The sequence below is a fragment of the Flavobacterium acetivorans genome, from assembly GCF_020911885.1.
Classification (GTDB): domain Bacteria; phylum Bacteroidota; class Bacteroidia; order Flavobacteriales; family Flavobacteriaceae; genus Flavobacterium; species Flavobacterium acetivorans.
This window is the reverse complement of the sequence record NZ_CP087132.1, coordinates 1,337,097-1,354,694: the sequence shown is the minus strand read 5'-3', so window position 1 is coordinate 1,354,694 and position 17,598 is coordinate 1,337,097. Positions and strand designations below refer to the sequence as shown.

Sequence of the window (17,598 nt, the reverse complement as noted above, 5' to 3'; positions counted from 1 at the left end):
AACATCATGAAAAAAACAATATATATAATATCCAGTCTGTTTTTGACTTTAGCTATGCAAGGACAAATAATTCCACAACCAAAAGCCACCGCTTCTCCAACAATCAAAATTGGTAAATCCAACAATTTTGAACTAAAAAATGGACTAAAAGTAATGGTGGTTGAAAACCATAAACTACCAAGAGTTTCATTCCGATTAAGTTTAGACAACATGCCTTATGCCGAAGGAGACAAAAAAGGAGTTGCCGACATTACAAGCCAACTTATAGGAAGCGGAACCACTAAAACTAGCAAAGACGCCTTCAATGAAGAAGTAGATTTCTTAGGAGCAAATATCGGTTTTGATGCAAATGGAGCTTCTGCCAGCGGATTATCTAAATATTCCGGTAGAATATTAGAATTAATGGCAGACGGTGCGCTAAACACTGTTTTCACTCAAGAAGAATTCGATAAAATAAAAGCAAAAATGCTAGAGGCCATCAAGTCTCAAGAAAAAAGCATTACTGCTGTAGCCGGAAGAGTTGAAAATGTTTTGACTTTTGGAGCAAATCATCCTTCAGGTGAATATTTAAGCGCGGAAAGCATCAACAAAGTAACTTTGCAAGATGCCGTTTCAAACTACAAAAACAATTTTGTCCCAGGAAATGCATACCTGATTATTGTAGGTGATGTAAAAACCAAAGAGATAAAAAAAGTAGTTGAAAAACTATTTGGTTCTTGGAATAAAGCTACTGCTCCGCAAATAACTTATCCGGATCCTAAAAACGTAGCGCAGTCACAAATTAACTTTGTAGACATGCCCAATGCGGTACAATCTGAAATTTCCGTTGTAAACACAGTCAATCTAAAAATCACCGACAAACAATATTTTGCCGCTATTTTAGCAAATCAAATTCTTGGTGGCGGTGGCGAAGGAAGATTATTCCTGAACTTACGTGAAAAACACGGTTGGACATACGGAGCATATTCTTCAATAGGATATGGCAAATATGTAGAAAAATTCCGTTCTTCAACATCAGTAAGAAATGCTGTAACAGACAGCTCTGTAGTTGAAATTTTAAACGAATTAAAAAAGATCAGAACCGAATTAGTATCTGCTGACGACTTGAAAAATGCCAAAGCAAAATACATTGGTAACTTTGTAATGCAAATTCAAAAACCGGCAACAGTAGCCCGTTATGCATTAAACACAGAAACACAAAATTTACCTGCTGATTTTTACGAAAATTACATCCGAAGCATCAATGCGGTAACCGTAGAAGATATCAAAGCGGTAGCCAATAAATATTTCTTGGCCGATAATATCCGAATTCTAGTTGTAGGTAAAGGAGCCGAAGTAGCTCCAGCATTGGAAAACCTAAAAATGCCAATGTTTTATTTTGACAAATTTGGTAATCCTATCGAAAAACCAGTTTTCAAAAAAGACATCCCAAAAGACGTAACATTCAAAAGCGTATTAGACAAATACATTGTAGCCATTGGTGGAGAAAAAGCGGTAAAAGCAGTAAAAACCATCTCCATGAAAGGTTCTACTACAATCCCACAAGCTCCTTCTCCGCTAAGCTTTACTTCAAAAGCAGACAGCAAAGGAAAACTAAACGTAGAATTAGCCATGGGGACTATGAGTCTAATGAAACAAGTAGTTAATGAAACAAGTGCTTACGTTCTTCAACAAGGACAAAGAAAAAACTTTGAAGGAAGCGAATTAGCTGAAATGAAAAGTAGCGCAGTCTTATTTGAAGAATTACAGCTTTCCAAAAAAGAAGGTATCAGCCTTGACGGTATTGAAAACTTAAACGGAAAAGAAGCTTATGCCATTAAAAACGGAAAAACTACACTTTATTTTGATGTGACTTCTGGATTGAAAATTGCCGAAGCCAAAACAATGGAACAAGGAGGTAAATCCATCACCCAAACAACTAACTTTGGCGACTACAGAGAGGTAAAAGGAGTAAAAGTACCTTTCAACATCGTTCAGAATGTAGGTTTTGAATTAGACATTAAAATGTCTGAAATTACCATTAACGAAGGTGTTACTGATGCTGATTTCAAATAGTCAAAAATACGACTAACCAATAAACCAACCAACAAAGGCTATCGCAAATGATAGCCTTTGTTATTTTATAAATAGTCTGCTTAATTTGAAAACTACTTTTTGGCAGATAAATAAACCCCAATCAATATGATAAAAGCACCAAAAAACTGTATCGAAGTAAGCATTTCATTATCCAGCAATCCCCAGAAAAAAGCCACTACAGGAATCAAATAGGTCACCGAAGTTGCAAAAACAGGCGATGAAATCTGAATCAATTTGAAAAATAAAATATTAGCAATCCCCGTTCCCACAACTCCCAAAATCATAATAAACAAAATAGCCTCTTGCACTTTTTCGATATGAATTGCTGAAGTAAAACCCGTTAAATATAAAATAGTCAAAGACGGAAATAGCAATACCAAAAAATTACCTGTAGTAATACTCACCGGACTCAAATCAGACAAAAACCGCTTAATCAGATTCACATTTACTGCATAGCAGATTGAAGCAATAATTACCAAAATTGCATAATAGTAGTTCTGATCCGGATGGTTCATTGCACCGTTAAAAACCAACAACAAACTACCCAAAAGCCCAATAAAAACACCAAAAACCTGTCTTCTTTGAAAACTAACCCCAAAAATCAAGGCTCCCAAAATCAAGGTATTCAAAGGCGTCAGAGAATTAAGAATAGAACTCACTGAACTATCAATCTCCGTTTGAGCCAATGCAAAAAGAAAAGCAGGAACAAAAGTTCCAAACAACGAAGTCAAGGCAATATATTTCCATTTTTCTTTCGGAATCTTAAACAAACTTTTGAAACCAATTAACAACAAAAACAAAGCAGCAAACACAATTCGTAGCGAACCCAACTGCAAAGCAGTAAGCCCTATTAATCCTTTTTTGATTAAGATAAAAGAACTGCCCCAAACCAAGGCAAGAACTGCCAAATAAACCCATTTCAACTGTTTTGATTCCATCATCTCTATTTTTCCCCCAAAATTGTAATAATTTTATGAATTAGCCCTCGTTTTTTTATTAATTTTGCAATCGAATTAAATTCTTGTTAAATCCCTAAAAATCAATTACTATGAATATCACAAAATCAATTACAGCGATAACTCTTGCCAGCCTTCTTTTTGTAAGTTGTAAAAAAAACACTCCTGAAACTGCCACTGCAGAAACAGAAACAGTAGCTCCAAAAGTTAAAAAAGAAATTGCTGCAGAGAATCTACAAACAGCCAGTTTTGCCATTGAAGGAATGACCTGTGCCATGGGTTGTGCCAAAACGATTCAAGAAGAATTGACGGCCCTTGACGGCGTACAAACAGCCACAGTAGATTTTGAAACAAAATCAGCTAGCGTAACTTTCGACAAAACGATCCAAAATCCTGAAAGTCTAACCAAGGTAGTTCAAGCTACAGGAGACGGTAAAACATACACTGTAAAAAGCTCTAAATCATAATCAAATTATTTTTTGATTGTATAAAAAAAAGCATTCACTTCGCGGTGAATGCTTTTTTTTATGAAAAACTTTTATAAACAACCTTAGACAGTTTACTTCCACTTCATGGTCTCCATCAGTCGCTGCATATCATTTTTAATATAACTCGCGGCCGGCATGATTGAATCAAAGTTAGGCTTCGCATAGAAATAAACTGAACCGGTGACAAAATGCTTTATACTATCCGTCACATAGAATTGCGAATTCGTGGCTGCATTTCCATCCACCTGATAAAACATCCCATAAACCTTGTTATCCGGATTCAAATAAGGTTGCTCCAAAATGTCATCTGCTTTGATCACATGTTCAAAAGTCAGTTTTTGCGCATCGCGCAACAGTTTATTAATATCATTATTGACCGGTTTATAAGTCAAATAGATCGTTGCCTTCATTTTTGGATACGAAATAGTAAAACCGCAATTCTTCTCACCTTTAATCACTGCATCCGAATTCATTTCAAAAGTAAACGGACATTCATTCTCAAAATCAGCATATTTTGCGACAGGATAATCCAAACGCAAATAGCCCGAAGGCTTAGGCAATACATCGTCTTTACAAGCCGAAAACAAGAGCAATCCAAAAATCGCAATCAACCTTATCGCAGCTCTATTTTGATTTGATTTTTGTTGGTAGTACTTTAAATTAAGCATCAATGGTAACTTTTATCTGTATTATTCTTTTTTTATCCACAGCTTCAACGGTGAACAGGCAATTTTCGTATGCTATTTTTTGTCCTTTTTTAGGGAAGTTTCCTAAAATTTCCAGAATAAATCCCGCCAAAGTCTCTGCTTCTCCTTTTTTGACTTCAAAAAGATCTTCGTCAACATCTATAATCCTGTAAAAATCCTTCAGGTTTATTTTCCCTTCAAAAAGATAATTGTGATCGTCTATCACTGAATAAACCACATTTTCATTGTCAAATTCGTCACTAATGTCGCCCACAATTTCCTCGATCACATCCTCAAGAGAAACCAATCCTGATGTCCCGCCATATTCATCAACCACAATAGCCAAGTGACTTTTCATCCTTTGAAAATCCTTTAACAAGTTGTCTAGTTTTTTATTCTCCGGAACGAAAAAAGGCTCTCTAACCAATGCAACCCAATCAAAATTCTTTTTATCAATATGCGGCAGCAAATCCTTCACGAATAAAACACCTTCAATTTGATCAATATTATCGCGATAAACCGGAATTCTGGAATAACCTTTCTCAATAATTTTCGAATAGATCTCAACAAAGGATTCTGTGATTTCAAGAGCAAAAATATCTATTCGAGGACTCATCACCTGTTTTGTATCTGTATTTCCAAAAGACACAATCCCTTCTAATATTTTCTGTTCATCAGACGAAGTGTCTTCCGAAGAAGTCAACTCCAGCGCCTGAGAAAGCTGATCTACCGAAAAATTTGTTTTTTGCTTTCCCAGCTTATTATGCAAATAAACCGTTGTGTTGCGCATGGGCACGCTAATAGGCGAAAGCAGTTTATCCAGTAAAACAATTGGATAAGCAATTATTTTAGCAAACTTAATATTGTTTCTGCTGGCATATACTTTAGGCAAAACCTCTCCAAACAACAACAATAAAAAAGTAACTACAATAACCTCCAATACAAATTTTAAAACTGGGGAAGTTATACCCGAAAACAAATCACGACCAACAAAAGAAAACAAAATTACCACACCAATATTGATAAAATTATTAGCCACTAACAAGGTTGCTAATAGTTTTTTTGGTTTCTGTAAAAGATCCGATAGGATTTTTCCTTTTGAGGGATTTTCTTGAATTGTATCATCGATGTCTTTTTGAGACAAGGAGAACAAGGCTACTTCGGCTCCGGAAACTAATGCCGAGCAAAAAAGCAAGGCCGCAATTCCGATAAAATCAATCACTAGTTCAGTATCTAGTGCGTTTAAAAGTGTTAAACTGGGCTCTGGGTCCAAATTAAAAAGGATTAGTTAGACAATCAAAACGGCAAATCATTGATTGGCAAGCCGTTATTTTGTGGGTCAAAGTTAGTGTTTTTTACGGAATCCTGATCGGGAATTTGTTTGCTGTTTTCATTTCCTTTTTTTGTCGATAAAAAAGTAAACTCAGTCACCTGAATTTCCGAAGTATGCTTCACAATTCCTTCCTCCGTCTGCCATTGTCGTGATTTTATACGTCCTTCCACATAGATCTTATCCCCTTTTGATAAATATTTTTCACAAATTTCGGCCGCTTTGTTACGCACCACTAAATTGTGCCATTCGGTAGAAACAATCTTTTCGTTTGTCGTTTTATTGATATAGACTTCATTGGTTGCTAATTGAAATCGACCAATACAATTGCCTCCGTCAAAATAATGCATCTTCACTTCATCACCAAGATGACCTATCAGCATTACCTTATTTAATGTTCCGTTCATAGTGTTTAAATCGCATTTCTACCAAAGGTACATTTTTTTAGAAATTAATTTTATTCCTTTTCAATAAAATTATAAATCACAATCGGGAATGGCAAAGTTTTTAAATTCTCTTTATTTATACCGCCTTCAACTCTGCCTTTTATCTTTATCTTCCAAAATTTTATATGCAAATGCTGATGCGATAATTTATGAATGATACTTTTTTCATTATCCTCCATCATACCTATAATAGTATTGGGAGCAAAATGATTCTTTTGCACCTGATCAGCAATACAATCAAAACCTTCTTCTTTTTCCGTTTCAATCAAAGGGAATTCATATAAGTTGTGCCAAATTCCCTTCGAAGTCCGTTTTTGAATTATAGTATTTTCCTCCTCATCCGAAACCACTAAATAATTAAAGTAGCGATTCCTCACTTTCACCTTCTTTGATTTCACCGGCAATTGAGCCACTTTCTTTTTTTGCAAGGCGGCACAGCTGTTATTAAAAACACAAAGACCGCAATCGGGACTTTTAGGAACGCATTGCAAAGCGCCAAACTCCATTATCGCCTGATTAAAAATAGCCGGCATATCTTTTGGCATTAATTCGAAAGCCAGAGCCGCGAATTCTTTTTTGGCTGAAGCCAAAGCAATATCCGTTTCAACATCAAAATAACGAGAAAGTACTCGAAACACGTTTCCATCTACAACCGGAACCGCTTCGTTATACGAAAAAGAAGCAATCGCCGCAGCAGTATATTCGCCCACGCCTTTCAACTTCAACAAATCATTATAAGTTCCAGGAAAAACACCACCTAACTCAAAAGCCACATATTGAGCCGTTTTATGCAAATTCCTTGCACGAGAATAATAACCCAAACCCTGCCAAAGCTTCAGCACCTCTTCCTCATTGGCTTTGGCCAAATCAAAAACAGTGGGAAAGGCATCCATAAAAGACAAAAAATAAGGCGTTCCTTGCGCCACACGAGTCTGTTGAAGCATTATTTCTGAGAGCCAAATAGCGTAAGGATTTGTAGTATTTCTCCAAGGTAAATCACGTTTTTTTTGTAAATACCATTGAATAAGTGAGTTAGAAAAAATCATTATTGAATATTTGTTGACAAAAGTAAAAGTTTATGTGATTAAAATTTAATGAATTAGCTTGAATATTTGTTTTTTAAATTCCTATATTTGCAAACTCAAAAAAATTATTATAAAATAATAAATAAGGAAAGAAAATGACGAAAGCAGATATCGTAGCGAAAATTTCAGAAAAATTAGGCCTTGAAAAAGGTGATGTTCAAGCAACAGTTGAGACCTTTATGAATGAAGTAAAAAATTCATTAGAGACTGGAGATAACGTTTATTTAAGAGGTTTTGGTAGTTTTATAGTAAAAACTAGAGCAGAGAAAACAGGTAGAAATATCTCTAAAAACACTACAATAAAAATTCCTGCGCATAACATCCCTGCTTTCAAACCTGCAAAAGTATTTGTAGAAGGAGTAAAAATTAATAACGAAGCAAAATAATAATATTAACTAATCATAAAATCGACAAGATATGCCAAGTGGTAAAAAAAGAAAGAGACATAAGGTAGCGACGCACAAACGTAAAAAAAGAGCTAGAGCTAACCGTCACAAAAAGAAAAAGTAGTTTTAAACTACTTTTTCTTTTTTAACCGTTCATTGAAATTTGGAAAAAAGAAAACAGATTACAGATTACAGATTGCAGTTTTAACTGCTGCCTGAAAACTGGCATCTGCCATCTGAACTTCCATCCGGGTTCAATACCTGTTAAAATTATTGTTTAATCCATCCTTACAATTCAGTTATGAGTTATAAGTTATGAGTTATGAGTTGTAAAACTGAAAACCATAAACTGAAAACTGAAAACTAAAAAGTTCGGATAAAAATTTACAACGTGAATAAAGAATTAATCATTCGATCTAGTTCTGATTTCGTAGATTTTGCCTTATTAAAAGATGGAAAACTAATTGAATTACACAAAGAAGAAGAGAAAAGCAACTTTCAGGTTGGTGATATTTTTGTTGCCAAAATACGAAAACCAGTTGCCGGATTAAACGCTGCTTTTGTAAATGTAGGCTTCGAAAAAGATGCTTTTTTACATTATCACGATTTAGGTCCTAATCTAACTTCCCAACTGAAATTCATAAAACTTGTAAGCGCAGGTAAAATAAAAGATTTCTCCCTAAAAAACTTTCAGTTTGAAAAAGAAATAGACAAAGATGGCACCATTACCGATGTAATCAACGCCAATCAATCTATTTTAGTACAAGTCGTCAAAGAACCAATATCTACCAAAGGGCCAAGAATTAGCGCTGAGCTTTCTCTTGCCGGACGTTTTATTGTTTTAGTTCCTTTTTCGGATCGCGTTTCTATTTCTCAAAAAATAGAAGACAAAAAAGAAAAGGATCGCTTGAAACGATTAGTACAATCCATCAAACCAAAAGGATTTGGTGTTATTGTTCGCACAGTAGCCGAAGGCAAAAATACAGCCGAATTAGAAAAAGATTTGCAGAACCTGCTTGGCAGATGGACTGCAATGTGTAAAAAATTACCAACTGCTCATCATCCGTCCAAAGTATTAGGAGAACTCAACAGAGCTTCTTCAATATTGAGAGACGTTTTTAACGATACTTTTACCAGTATTCAAATTGATGATGAAGAGTTGTACCACCAAACAAAGGATTATTTGCAAGAAATTGCACCATCCAAACAATCCATTGTTAAGTTTTATCAATCAAACGACACGCCTATTTTCGAGAAATACAATATAGAGAGACAAATCAAGACTTCATTCGGGAAAACTGTTTCCATGAGTAAAGGGGCTTATCTTATTATCGAACACACCGAAGCTCTTCACGTCATAGACGTAAACAGCGGAAACCGTTCTAATAAAGCCACTAACCAGGAAGACACCGCCATGGAAGTCAACATGATTGCCGCTGCCGAAATCGCCAGACAATTGCGTCTACGAGATATGGGCGGAATTATTGTGATTGATTTTATCGACATGTCGAATCCCGAAAATCGTAAAGTTTTGTTCGACTTCCTGAGGGAAGAAATGAGCGATGATAAAGCGAAACATAAAATCTTGCCTCCTAGTAAATTTGGATTAGTCCAGATTACCAGACAAAGAGTAAGACCAGAAAGAAACATTAAAACCAGAGAAGAAGATCCTAACAATGAGAATGGCGAAATTGAAGCGCCAATTTTAATCATTGATAAAATTGCATCTGATTTAGACCGAGTTTTAAAAACCCATAAAGAAGTTGTTCTCAACGTACATCCCTTTGTGGCAGCATACCTTACCAAAGGTTTTCCATCATTACGTTCAAAATGGTTTTTTGAACATAAAAAATGGGTGAAAATCATACCTCGTGACGCTTACACGTATTTAGAATATCATTTCTATGACAAAAAAGGAAATGTTATAAAAGAATAAATCAGAAACTCCTCAAGAAATTGAGGAGTTTTTTTTTGCTTATTTTTTTAAGTATATTGTTCATATTGACTCAATATTATCAACACAAGTACAACCCTATTACATTAAAATCAAATTCAGAAAAACAGGATTACTTTCTTTTCTTAGCAAAAAAACGTTTCATCAAATCAGAGGCTTCATCAGCCAAAACACCTCTTTTTACAATTGTTTTAGGATGCAGCTGTGTTCCCATTTTCTCGTAGCCCCGATTTTCATCGCTGGCTCCAAAAACAATTTTAGAAATCTGGCTCCAGTACAAAGCGCCTGCACACATTTGGCAAGGCTCCAGCGTTACATAAAGCGTACAATCTTTCAAATATTTCCCACCTAAATAATTAGCCGCGGCGGTTATAGCTTGCATTTCGGCGTGGGCCGTGACATCGTTCAGCATTTCGGTCAAATTATGACTTCTCGCTATTATAGTATTATTAACAACAATAACAGCTCCTACAGGAATTTCACCATGCTCAAAAGCCATTTCGGCTTCTTGTAAAGCCTTTTTCATAAAGTATTCGTCAGTGAAAATATTTTCCATGAAGCAAAAATACAGCATTCAATTCGTACATTTGCTTTATGCCAGAAAATTTGCTTTTAAACATAAACGATCCCGAGGATTTACGCCAACTCGACGAAGCCCAACTTCCTCAAGTAGCACAAGAATTACGTAATTTCATTATTGATATTGTTTCAACAAAAGAAGGCCATTTAGGCGCTAGCTTAGGAGTAATCGAGTTAACCATCGCTTTGCATTATGTATTCAACACACCAGAAGATCAATTGGTTTGGGATGTGGGACATCAGGCCTATGGGCATAAAATATTGACCGGAAGAAGAGCCATTTTTCACACCAACAGACAATTACATGGGATTTCCGGTTTCCCAAAAAGAAGCGAAAGTATTTATGATGCTTTTGGCGTAGGCCACTCTTCCACTTCCATTTCGGCAGCCTTGGGAATGGCAATTGCGTCCAATTTAAAAGGAAACTACAGCAAACAACACATTGCAGTGATTGGCGATGCCTCTATAGCCTCAGGAATGGCTTTTGAGGGACTAAATCACGCCGGAGTAACGGATGCCAACTTATTGGTAATTTTAAACGACAACGCCATCGGAATTGACCCAAGTGTTGGTGCTTTAAAAAAATACCTGACTTCGGTTAAAAACGGAAAAAATCCAAAGCAAAATAACATGATCAAATCCTTGAATTTTGATTATTCAGGACCTATTGACGGGCATGATGTTTTTGCCTTAATCAAAGAATTGAAACGATTACAAAAAACAAAAGGACCAAAGTTCCTTCACGTTATCACCACAAAAGGAAAAGGCTTAAAACAAGCCGAAGAAGACCAGGTGAAATACCATGCTCCGGGAAAATTTGACGCCAATACAGGAGAAATACATAAAAAATTAGAGGAAAACCTCCCTCCAAAATACCAGGACGTTTTTGGCCTAACTCTTTTGGATTTGGCACGAAAAAATGAAAAAATCATTGGCATAACCCCAGCAATGCCTTCCGGGAGTTCCCTCAAATTTATGATGGAAGCATTGCCGGATCGCGCTTTTGATGTAGGAATTGCCGAGCAGCATGCCGTTACACTTTCGGCAGGAATGGCAACACAGGGGATGATCGTTTTTTGCAATATTTATTCTACTTTTTTACAAAGAGCTTATGACCAAGTAATTCATGATGTTGCTCTACAAAATTTGCCCGTCATTTTTTGTTTGGACAGAGCTGGATTAGTAGGAGAAGATGGCGCCACGCACCATGGCGTATATGACTTGGCTTATTTGCGTTGTATTCCCAACATCATCATTTATTCTCCTTTGAACGAAATTGACCTCCAAAACATTTTATACAGCGCACAATTAGGACTAAAAAACCCAATAGCCATACGATACCCGCGCGGTCGTGGTGTGATTAGTGATTGGGAATCCGTCAATTTCGGTCACTATGAAAAAATAGCCATTGGCTCTTCTAACTGCTTAAAAGAAGGAACTAAAATAGCAGTCTTATCCAATGGACCGATTGGTAAAAACGTTACTTTGGCTTTAGCCAAAATAGCAAATCCGGATGAAATTGCGCACTACGACTTCGCATTCGTCAAACCCTTGGACGAGAAAGCACTACATTCTATTTTTAAGAAATTTAAAACAATCCTTACAATAGAGGATGGCACAATTATTGGAGGATTTGGATCTGGCGTTCTTGAATTTGCATCACAACATCAATATTTCCAAGAAATAAAAACATTAGGAATTCCTGATCAATTTATAGAACAGGGAACGGTAGAAGAACTACAACAATATTGCAACGTTGACGTTAGCTCTCTTGAACAGATTTTTTTAAACTATTTGAAATAATTATATTGCCATCTAAAAAATATTGATATTCATGACAAAGTTAGCATGCAACACCTTATTGACACTTTTATTACTGTTCACTATAAACAGCTTCTCCCAAGACATTGTAAGCCCTAAACCTAAAAACGTTTCAAATTGGAACGGAAAAAACACTATTGGTTTCGATTTCAGCGAAATTGCCTTTATGAACTGGAGTTCAGGAGGAGAGAGTTCTATTTCAGGATTGTTTAAAGGAAGCTTTGTTCTAACTTATTCTAATAGAAATGTCAAATGGGTCGAAGAACTTATTGTGCGTTATGGTGTAAACAAACAAGACGGTCTTGATCTTAGAAAAACAGATGATGCCTTTCGATACAACTCCACTATCGGCTACAGAAAAGACAGTACTTCTAATTGGTATCATTCGGCAAAATTTACCTTTAATACCCAGTTTACAAACGGTTACAAATACCCGAATAGAGAGATCGCTATTTCGAGACTTTTTGCGCCTGCTTATACTTTCCTAGGAGCCGGAGCAGAATATTCTAGCAAGAAAAAAGACGAAAACCTTTACATCTCACCTATCACGATGAAAAACACGCTCGTTTTAGATCAATATTTAGCAAATCAAGGAGCCTTTGGTGTTGCCAAAGCCGTCTACGACGTCGACGGAAACTTAATTTATGAAGGAAAAAAATCAAAAACAGAACTTGGATTCCTAATAACCAGTTACTTAAAAAAGGAAATTTTTAAAAATATAATTCTTGAAAACCGATTGAGTTTGTATTCTGATTACATCAATAATTTTGGCAATGTTGACATTGATTGTAATACTCAATTAAATTTAGTGGTAAACCGATATGTCAGGGCGAATATTGGAGCCCATTTTGTCTATGACGACGATATTAAATCCAAAGAAGAAATTAACGGAGTACAAACAACCGTCGGCCCAAAACTGCAATTAAAACAAGTTTTAGGCGTAGGTTTAGAGTATGTTTTTTAATAATTAATCTTTCTTGCGTCCATTGATTGTTTCGTATAATTCCAATGCATTTCCATCTGTAAGCAAGGAAATAAAATGGCAAATATGAAGCAATCTTTCATAAACGTTTTCTTTTTCCAAAAGATGTTTCTCCGGCAATAATTTCAAGATCAACGCATCATAATTCGACGCATGCCCGTTAAATTTATTATTATAAGCCGTTATGAATTTATCCAACAAAGTCTGTATAATCTGGTAACCCACGATTTCTTTTTCAATCACTTCGCGACTTTGATAAATATTATTGACGCTAATCTTAATAATATCATCCATCTGAACCTTGTACTTACTTTTATCCATTAAAGCAAAAGGGAATTGCCCTTCCAAAATCGCTTCTTCGTTAGCAACAAATACTTTTACGGCATCATTGATCAAACTACCGATAGCCAAGGCCCGCAGATAACTTATACGATCTTCTTTAGTCTCTAAGGTCTTGTACTTTGAAGTATCAATACTGTCTTTGACCAATTTAATCAAATATTCTAAAGCAAAATCTTCTGAGACCAAGCCCAAATTAATTCCGTCTTCAAAGTCAATAATAGTATAGCAAATATCATCCGCAGCTTCCACAAGATAAGCCAAGGGATGTCTTTCAAAACCAATGTCATCTCCTGTTTTATTGAAAATCAAACCCATATCTTTGGCTGCTTCCTGAAAGAATTTTTTATCCGTTTGGAAGAATCCGTATTTTTTATCAGCGATATTTTTTGTTGGTTTTTTTGGAAGACTCTCTTTAGGGTATTTCATAAAAGCACCCAAAGTGGCAAAGGAAATTCGGAGTCCGCCTTCTATTCCGGGACGACTGGCTGTCAAAACCGAAAAGCCATTGGCATTCCCTTCAAAATCAATCAAATCCTGCCATTCTTTATCAGTCATCTGGCTTTTATATTGCTGACCATTTCCAATCGAAAAATACTCTCCGATGGCTTTCTCTCCTGAGTGGCCAAAAGGCGGATTCCCAATATCATGAGCCAATGATGCTGCAGCCACAATAGCCCCAAAATCGTTCATATGAAATCCGTGAACTTCTTTTAAATGCGGATATTTTTCAATAATCTTTTTCCCAACCAAACGTCCCAAAGAACGCCCAACAACAGAAACTTCTAAACTATGCGTTAATCGGGTATGAACAAAATCCGTTTTAGAAAGCGGAATCACCTGCGTCTTATCTTGAAGGCTTCTGAAAGCCGAGGAAAAAATAATCCGGTCATAATCTACCTCAAATCCCAAACGGGTATCATCTTGTTCTATTCGCAATCGCTTGCTGGTATCGCCTTGGCGTTTTAGTGATAAGAGTTGTTCCCAGTTCATTTTTACTATTTAAGTACTATTAAATTACAAGTAGCGAATATAGAAAAAAGCAACTGTTTAAAACAAAAAAACCATCGTTAATGATGGTTGTTTTTATTGTTTTCAAACTATGCTCCCGCAGTTTCCTCTAAGTTTCAATTAATTTCATTTTTCTGGCTAACTTCTTTTTCTTGACTACATAAGTCTCCGAAAAAACATCATGCCATCCTCTTGATGAAGCGCCTAAAAAGGAGAAAGGTTCAAAAGGAATAAACCTAAACAATGTTCTTTTGAAGAACATTGCATTATCAGGTTTAGAACCGTCTTTCTTCACAACAACCGTTCTGGTTACCAGTTGAGCAAAAGTTCGAGAGAAATAAATCTCGGTCAGGCTATAGTACAAAAACATAATTAGTAAGCTGTAAAAAACAATCTCAAGCCAACCCATTGACTTTATCCAATCAGAAAGCGCCAAATTATAAGAAGCTTCTCCTATAAGCATAACAGCTGTCCCAACACTCAATATAATGATATAGAGAAACAGTAAATCAATGATTAAATTGAGAAGACGCTGCTGTTTAGTCGCCAGCAAATCATCCGTAATTGTAAATTCTATATTTTTCATATTTTACCGTTTTAGTATCTTTTAAAAAATAAAAACCTAACAAAGTATAACTTACTCAAATATAACTAATTATCAGCAGACTATAATTCTAATCAAACTAAATTATTTACATCAATAAACCGCAATTTTATTTTTTTATTAACTCAAAAAAAAAGCAGCTACCAAAATGATAGCTGCTTTAGAACTCTCCTTCGTCGAAATGACAAAAGAGCTATGAATTATTGAATTTCGATTAAAAATCGTTAATCACTCCAAAATTCTTACGACCCACACATTTCACAATCATCCGGATCGGCGTTTTTAGCCAATTCGATCATCGCTCTGTATTCTTCGGCAGTCAATTCTACCGGAGCAGTGGCAACAGGAGCCGACACAGGTCTCGACAATACCTGAATTGGTTCTGCTTTTTTATCGTTGTTCAATGTGAATTTAATTGCATCAACAGCCGCTTTTGTTCTTAAGTAATACATTCCTGTTTTCAATCCGGATTGCCAAGCATAGAAATGCATAGAGGTCAATTTCGAATAGTTGGCATTTTGCATAAACAAGTTCAATGACTGAGATTGATCTACAAAATAACCACGTTGACGTGACATATCGATAATGTCTTTCATAGACATTTCCCACACGGTTTTGTACAATTCTTTCAAATCTTGCGGAATATTTAAGTCTTGAACCGAACCATTATTTCGCATTAGTTCTTGTTTCAAGGTTTCATTCCATAAACCAAGTTCTACTAAGTCATGCAACAAATGTTTGTTTACCACGATGAATTCTCCTGACAATACACGACGAGTGTAAATATTAGAAGTATAGGGCTCAAATGCTTCGTTGTTTCCTAAAATTTGAGATGTAGAAGCTGTTGGCATTGGCGCAACTAACAATGAATTACGAACTCCGTGCTCTACCACTTCTTTACGCAATGAAGCCCAATCCCAACGACCTGATAATTCCTCATCTTTCATTCCCCACATATTGTGCTGAAACTCTCCTTGAGACATTGGTGAACCTTCAAAAGTAGAATACGGCCCTTCTTCTTTGGCCATTTCCATCGAAGCCGTTACAGCAGCGAAGTAAAGGGTTTCAAAAATTTCCTGATTCAGTTTCTTAGCTGCATCACTGGTAAAAGGCATACGCAACATGATGAAAGCATCCGCTAATCCTTGTACTCCAAGGCCAATAGGTCTGTGACGTTTATTTGAATTCTCTCCTTCTTTTACAGGATAATAATTTCTATCAATAACTCTATTCAAGTTTCGGGTTACACGTTTTGTAACGGTAAACAATAATTCGTGGTTGAATTCATTATTCTCCACAAACATTGGCAATGACAATGAAGCCAAGTTACAAACTGCAATCTCATCTTTGGAAGTAAATTCCATAATCTCCGTACACAAATTCGATGAACGAATAGTTCCCAGATTTTTTTGATTTGATTTTCTATTGACCGCATCTTTATACAACATGTAAGGAGTTCCAGTCTCAATTTGCGATTCCAAGATTTTCTCCCACAATTCATGCGCTTTGATCGTTTTCCTTCCTTTTCCTTGCTGCTCGTAACTTACATACAAAGCTTCAAATTCTTCGCCATAAACATCATATAATCCTGGGCATTCGTTAGGACACATCAAGGTCCAAATACCATCTTCCTGTACTCTTTTCATGAATAAATCCGAAGTCCACATAGCAAAGAACAAATCTCTAGCACGCATTTCTTCTTTTCCGGTATTCTTTTTCAAATCCAAGAATTCAAAAATATCGGCATGCCAAGTTTCGATATAAATCGCAAAACTACCTTTGCGTTTTCCACCACCTTGATCAACATATCTTGCCGTGTCGTTAAAAACTCTCAACATAGGAACAATCCCATTTGAAGTTCCGTTGGTCCCGCGTATATAACTTCCTGTCGCGCGGATGTTGTGAATAGAAAGTCCTATTCCACCTGCTGATTGCGAGATTTTCGCCGTTTGCTTCAAAGTATCATAAATCCCGTCAATACTATCATCTTGCATGGCCAAAAGGAAACAAGAAGACATTTGAGGTTTTGGAGTTCCTGCATTAAACAATGTTGGTGTGGCGTGAGTGAAGAATTTCTTCGACATTAGCTCATAGGTTTCAATCACCGATTCTAAATCATCTAAGTGAATTCCAACTGACACACGCATCAACATATGTTGTGGTCTTTCAACAATTTTACCGTTTATTTTCAACAAATAAGAACGCTCTAATGTTTTAAAACCAAAATAGTCATAATTAAAATCTCTGTTATAGATGACATGAGAATCCAAGAATTCCGCATTCTCCATAATCACCTTATGCACTTCCTCTGAAAGCAAAGGCGCATCTTGTCCATTTCTCGGGTTCACATAATGAAACATATCGTTCATTGTTTCCGAGAATGATTTTTTAGTATTGGAATGCAAGTTCGAAATCGCAATTCTCGCCGCCAATTGAGCATAATCAGGATGCGCAATAGTCATCGAAGCCGCGGTTTCGGCTGCTAAATTATCTAATTCTGACGTAGAAACTCCATCATAAAGTCCTTCAATTACTCGCATCGCCACTTTCACGGCATCTACTAAATCATTCAAACCATAGCATAGTTTTTTAATTCTATCCGTGATTTTGTCGAACATTACCGGCTCTTTACGACCGTCTCTTTTTACTACGTACATACTTTTGTTTGTTTTTAAAACAGAAAATCCCTTCGCTGTTTTCGTTATTTGTAATCTTTTTTTGGAGCTTCTTCCAGCTATCCGTTGCAATCTTTTTATTTAAAAAAAATAAAAAGGATTTCCACTGCTATCTGGGCTAAAACCACAGTAACAGGAAGGTATTAAACAAAAATCAAACCAGTCAAGAACTAATTAACT

General features: G+C 36.0%; 15 protein-coding genes. 6 read left to right on the top strand and 9 right to left on the bottom strand.

Annotation, left to right across the window (positions count from 1 at the left end; genetic code table 11):
- Positions 1-6 precede the first annotated feature (6 nt).
- Positions 7-2,055 (top strand): M16 family metallopeptidase, encoded by a 2,049-nt coding sequence (locus LNP19_RS05950; protein ID WP_230063873.1) that lies wholly within the window; start codon positions 7-9, stop codon positions 2,053-2,055.
- Between the two features lie 92 nt (positions 2,056-2,147).
- On the opposite strand, the gene LNP19_RS05945 is transcribed toward LNP19_RS05950, so the two are convergent.
- Positions 2,148-3,014: a DMT family transporter gene (locus LNP19_RS05945; protein WP_230064215.1), complete on the bottom strand. Its 867-nt coding sequence runs from the start codon at positions 3,012-3,014 to the stop codon at positions 2,148-2,150.
- A 110-nt stretch (positions 3,015-3,124) separates the two neighbouring features.
- Here LNP19_RS05945 and LNP19_RS05940 point away from each other — a divergent pair, with 110 nt between their 5' ends.
- Complete coding sequence (locus LNP19_RS05940) at positions 3,125-3,499, top strand: heavy-metal-associated domain-containing protein (protein ID WP_230063872.1); 375 nt, start codon at positions 3,125-3,127, stop codon at positions 3,497-3,499.
- Positions 3,500-3,591: 92 nt separating this feature from the next.
- On the opposite strand, the gene gldD is transcribed toward LNP19_RS05940, so the two are convergent.
- From gldD to mutY, 4 genes are read right to left on the bottom strand one after another with little or no spacing between them, the layout of a single operon-like run.
- Complete coding sequence (gldD, locus tag LNP19_RS05935; protein ID WP_230063871.1) at positions 3,592-4,188, bottom strand: gliding motility lipoprotein GldD; 597 nt, start codon at positions 4,186-4,188, stop codon at positions 3,592-3,594.
- Entirely contained in the window at positions 4,181-5,479 is a 1,299-nt protein-coding gene (locus LNP19_RS05930) for a gliding motility-associated protein GldE (protein WP_230063870.1), read from the bottom strand. The genes gldD and LNP19_RS05930 overlap by 8 nt, the downstream gene beginning before the upstream one ends.
- Positions 5,480-5,502: 23 nt before the next feature.
- Positions 5,503-5,943 carry a single-stranded DNA-binding protein gene (locus LNP19_RS05925; RefSeq protein ID WP_230063869.1) on the bottom strand — a complete coding sequence of 147 codons (441 nt, stop codon included), beginning with the start codon at positions 5,941-5,943 and terminating at the stop codon, positions 5,503-5,505.
- Between the two features lie 50 nt (positions 5,944-5,993).
- A complete protein-coding gene (gene mutY, locus LNP19_RS05920; protein WP_230063868.1) occupies positions 5,994-7,028 on the bottom strand; it encodes an A/G-specific adenine glycosylase in 1,035 nt (344 codons plus the stop codon).
- 134 nt (positions 7,029-7,162) lie between these two features.
- Between mutY and LNP19_RS05915 the strand changes: the two genes are divergently transcribed.
- Positions 7,163-7,453: an HU family DNA-binding protein gene (locus LNP19_RS05915; RefSeq protein ID WP_016989051.1), complete on the top strand. Its 291-nt coding sequence runs from the start codon at positions 7,163-7,165 to the stop codon at positions 7,451-7,453.
- A gap of 391 nt (positions 7,454-7,844) precedes the next feature.
- The gene (locus tag LNP19_RS05910) at positions 7,845-9,389 is read left to right on the top strand and encodes an Rne/Rng family ribonuclease (protein WP_230063867.1); all 1,545 of its coding nucleotides are present in this window, start codon (positions 7,845-7,847) and stop codon (positions 9,387-9,389) included.
- Positions 9,390-9,519: 130 nt separating this feature from the next.
- Here LNP19_RS05910 and LNP19_RS05905 read toward each other — a convergent pair whose 3' ends face one another.
- Entirely contained in the window at positions 9,520-9,963 is a 444-nt protein-coding gene (locus LNP19_RS05905; protein ID WP_230063866.1) for a nucleoside deaminase, read from the bottom strand.
- Between the two features lie 38 nt (positions 9,964-10,001).
- Here LNP19_RS05905 and LNP19_RS05900 point away from each other — a divergent pair, with 38 nt between their 5' ends.
- Together LNP19_RS05900 and LNP19_RS05895 are read left to right on the top strand one after the other, a co-directional pair.
- Entirely contained in the window at positions 10,002-11,789 is a 1,788-nt protein-coding gene (locus tag LNP19_RS05900) for a 1-deoxy-D-xylulose-5-phosphate synthase (RefSeq protein WP_230063865.1), read from the top strand.
- Between the two features lie 31 nt (positions 11,790-11,820).
- Positions 11,821-12,771: a DUF3078 domain-containing protein gene (locus LNP19_RS05895; RefSeq protein ID WP_230063864.1), complete on the top strand. Its 951-nt coding sequence runs from the start codon at positions 11,821-11,823 to the stop codon at positions 12,769-12,771.
- Positions 12,772-12,774: 3 nt separating this feature from the next.
- Here LNP19_RS05895 and LNP19_RS05890 read toward each other — a convergent pair whose 3' ends face one another.
- From LNP19_RS05890 to LNP19_RS05880, 3 genes are all read right to left on the bottom strand, one after another.
- Positions 12,775-14,121, bottom strand: a complete 1,347-nt coding sequence (locus tag LNP19_RS05890; protein WP_230063863.1) for a deoxyguanosinetriphosphate triphosphohydrolase — start codon at positions 14,119-14,121, stop codon at positions 12,775-12,777.
- 127 nt (positions 14,122-14,248) lie between these two features.
- The gene (locus LNP19_RS05885; RefSeq protein WP_230063862.1) at positions 14,249-14,725 is read right to left on the bottom strand and encodes an RDD family protein; all 477 of its coding nucleotides are present in this window, start codon (positions 14,723-14,725) and stop codon (positions 14,249-14,251) included.
- Between the two features lie 260 nt (positions 14,726-14,985).
- A complete protein-coding gene (locus tag LNP19_RS05880; protein WP_230063861.1) occupies positions 14,986-17,400 on the bottom strand; it encodes a ribonucleoside-diphosphate reductase subunit alpha in 2,415 nt (804 codons plus the stop codon).
- Positions 17,401-17,598: the final 198 nt, after the last annotated feature.

Bases quoted from the DNA above. Each gene is read 5' to 3' on its own strand.
- LNP19_RS05950 (WP_230063873.1), top strand. From the start codon at position 7: ATGAAAAAAACAATATATATAATATCCAGTCTGTTTTTGACTTTAGCT.
- LNP19_RS05945 (WP_230064215.1), bottom strand. From the start codon at position 3,014: ATGGAATCAAAACAGTTGAAATGGGTTTATTTGGCAGTTCTTGCCTTG.
- LNP19_RS05940 (WP_230063872.1), top strand. From the start codon at position 3,125: ATGAATATCACAAAATCAATTACAGCGATAACTCTTGCCAGCCTTCTT.
- gldD (WP_230063871.1), bottom strand. From the start codon at position 4,188: ATGCTTAATTTAAAGTACTACCAACAAAAATCAAATCAAAATAGAGCT.
- LNP19_RS05925 (WP_230063869.1), bottom strand. From the start codon at position 5,943: ATGAACGGAACATTAAATAAGGTAATGCTGATAGGTCATCTTGGTGAT.
- mutY (WP_230063868.1), bottom strand. From the start codon at position 7,028: ATGATTTTTTCTAACTCACTTATTCAATGGTATTTACAAAAAAAACGT.
- LNP19_RS05915 (WP_016989051.1), top strand. From the start codon at position 7,163: ATGACGAAAGCAGATATCGTAGCGAAAATTTCAGAAAAATTAGGCCTT.
- LNP19_RS05905 (WP_230063866.1), bottom strand. From the start codon at position 9,963: ATGGAAAATATTTTCACTGACGAATACTTTATGAAAAAGGCTTTACAA.
- LNP19_RS05900 (WP_230063865.1), top strand. From the start codon at position 10,002: ATGCCAGAAAATTTGCTTTTAAACATAAACGATCCCGAGGATTTACGC.
- LNP19_RS05895 (WP_230063864.1), top strand. From the start codon at position 11,821: ATGACAAAGTTAGCATGCAACACCTTATTGACACTTTTATTACTGTTC.
- LNP19_RS05890 (WP_230063863.1), bottom strand. From the start codon at position 14,121: ATGAACTGGGAACAACTCTTATCACTAAAACGCCAAGGCGATACCAGC.
- LNP19_RS05885 (WP_230063862.1), bottom strand. From the start codon at position 14,725: ATGAAAAATATAGAATTTACAATTACGGATGATTTGCTGGCGACTAAA.
- LNP19_RS05880 (WP_230063861.1), bottom strand. From the start codon at position 17,400: ATGTACGTAGTAAAAAGAGACGGTCGTAAAGAGCCGGTAATGTTCGAC.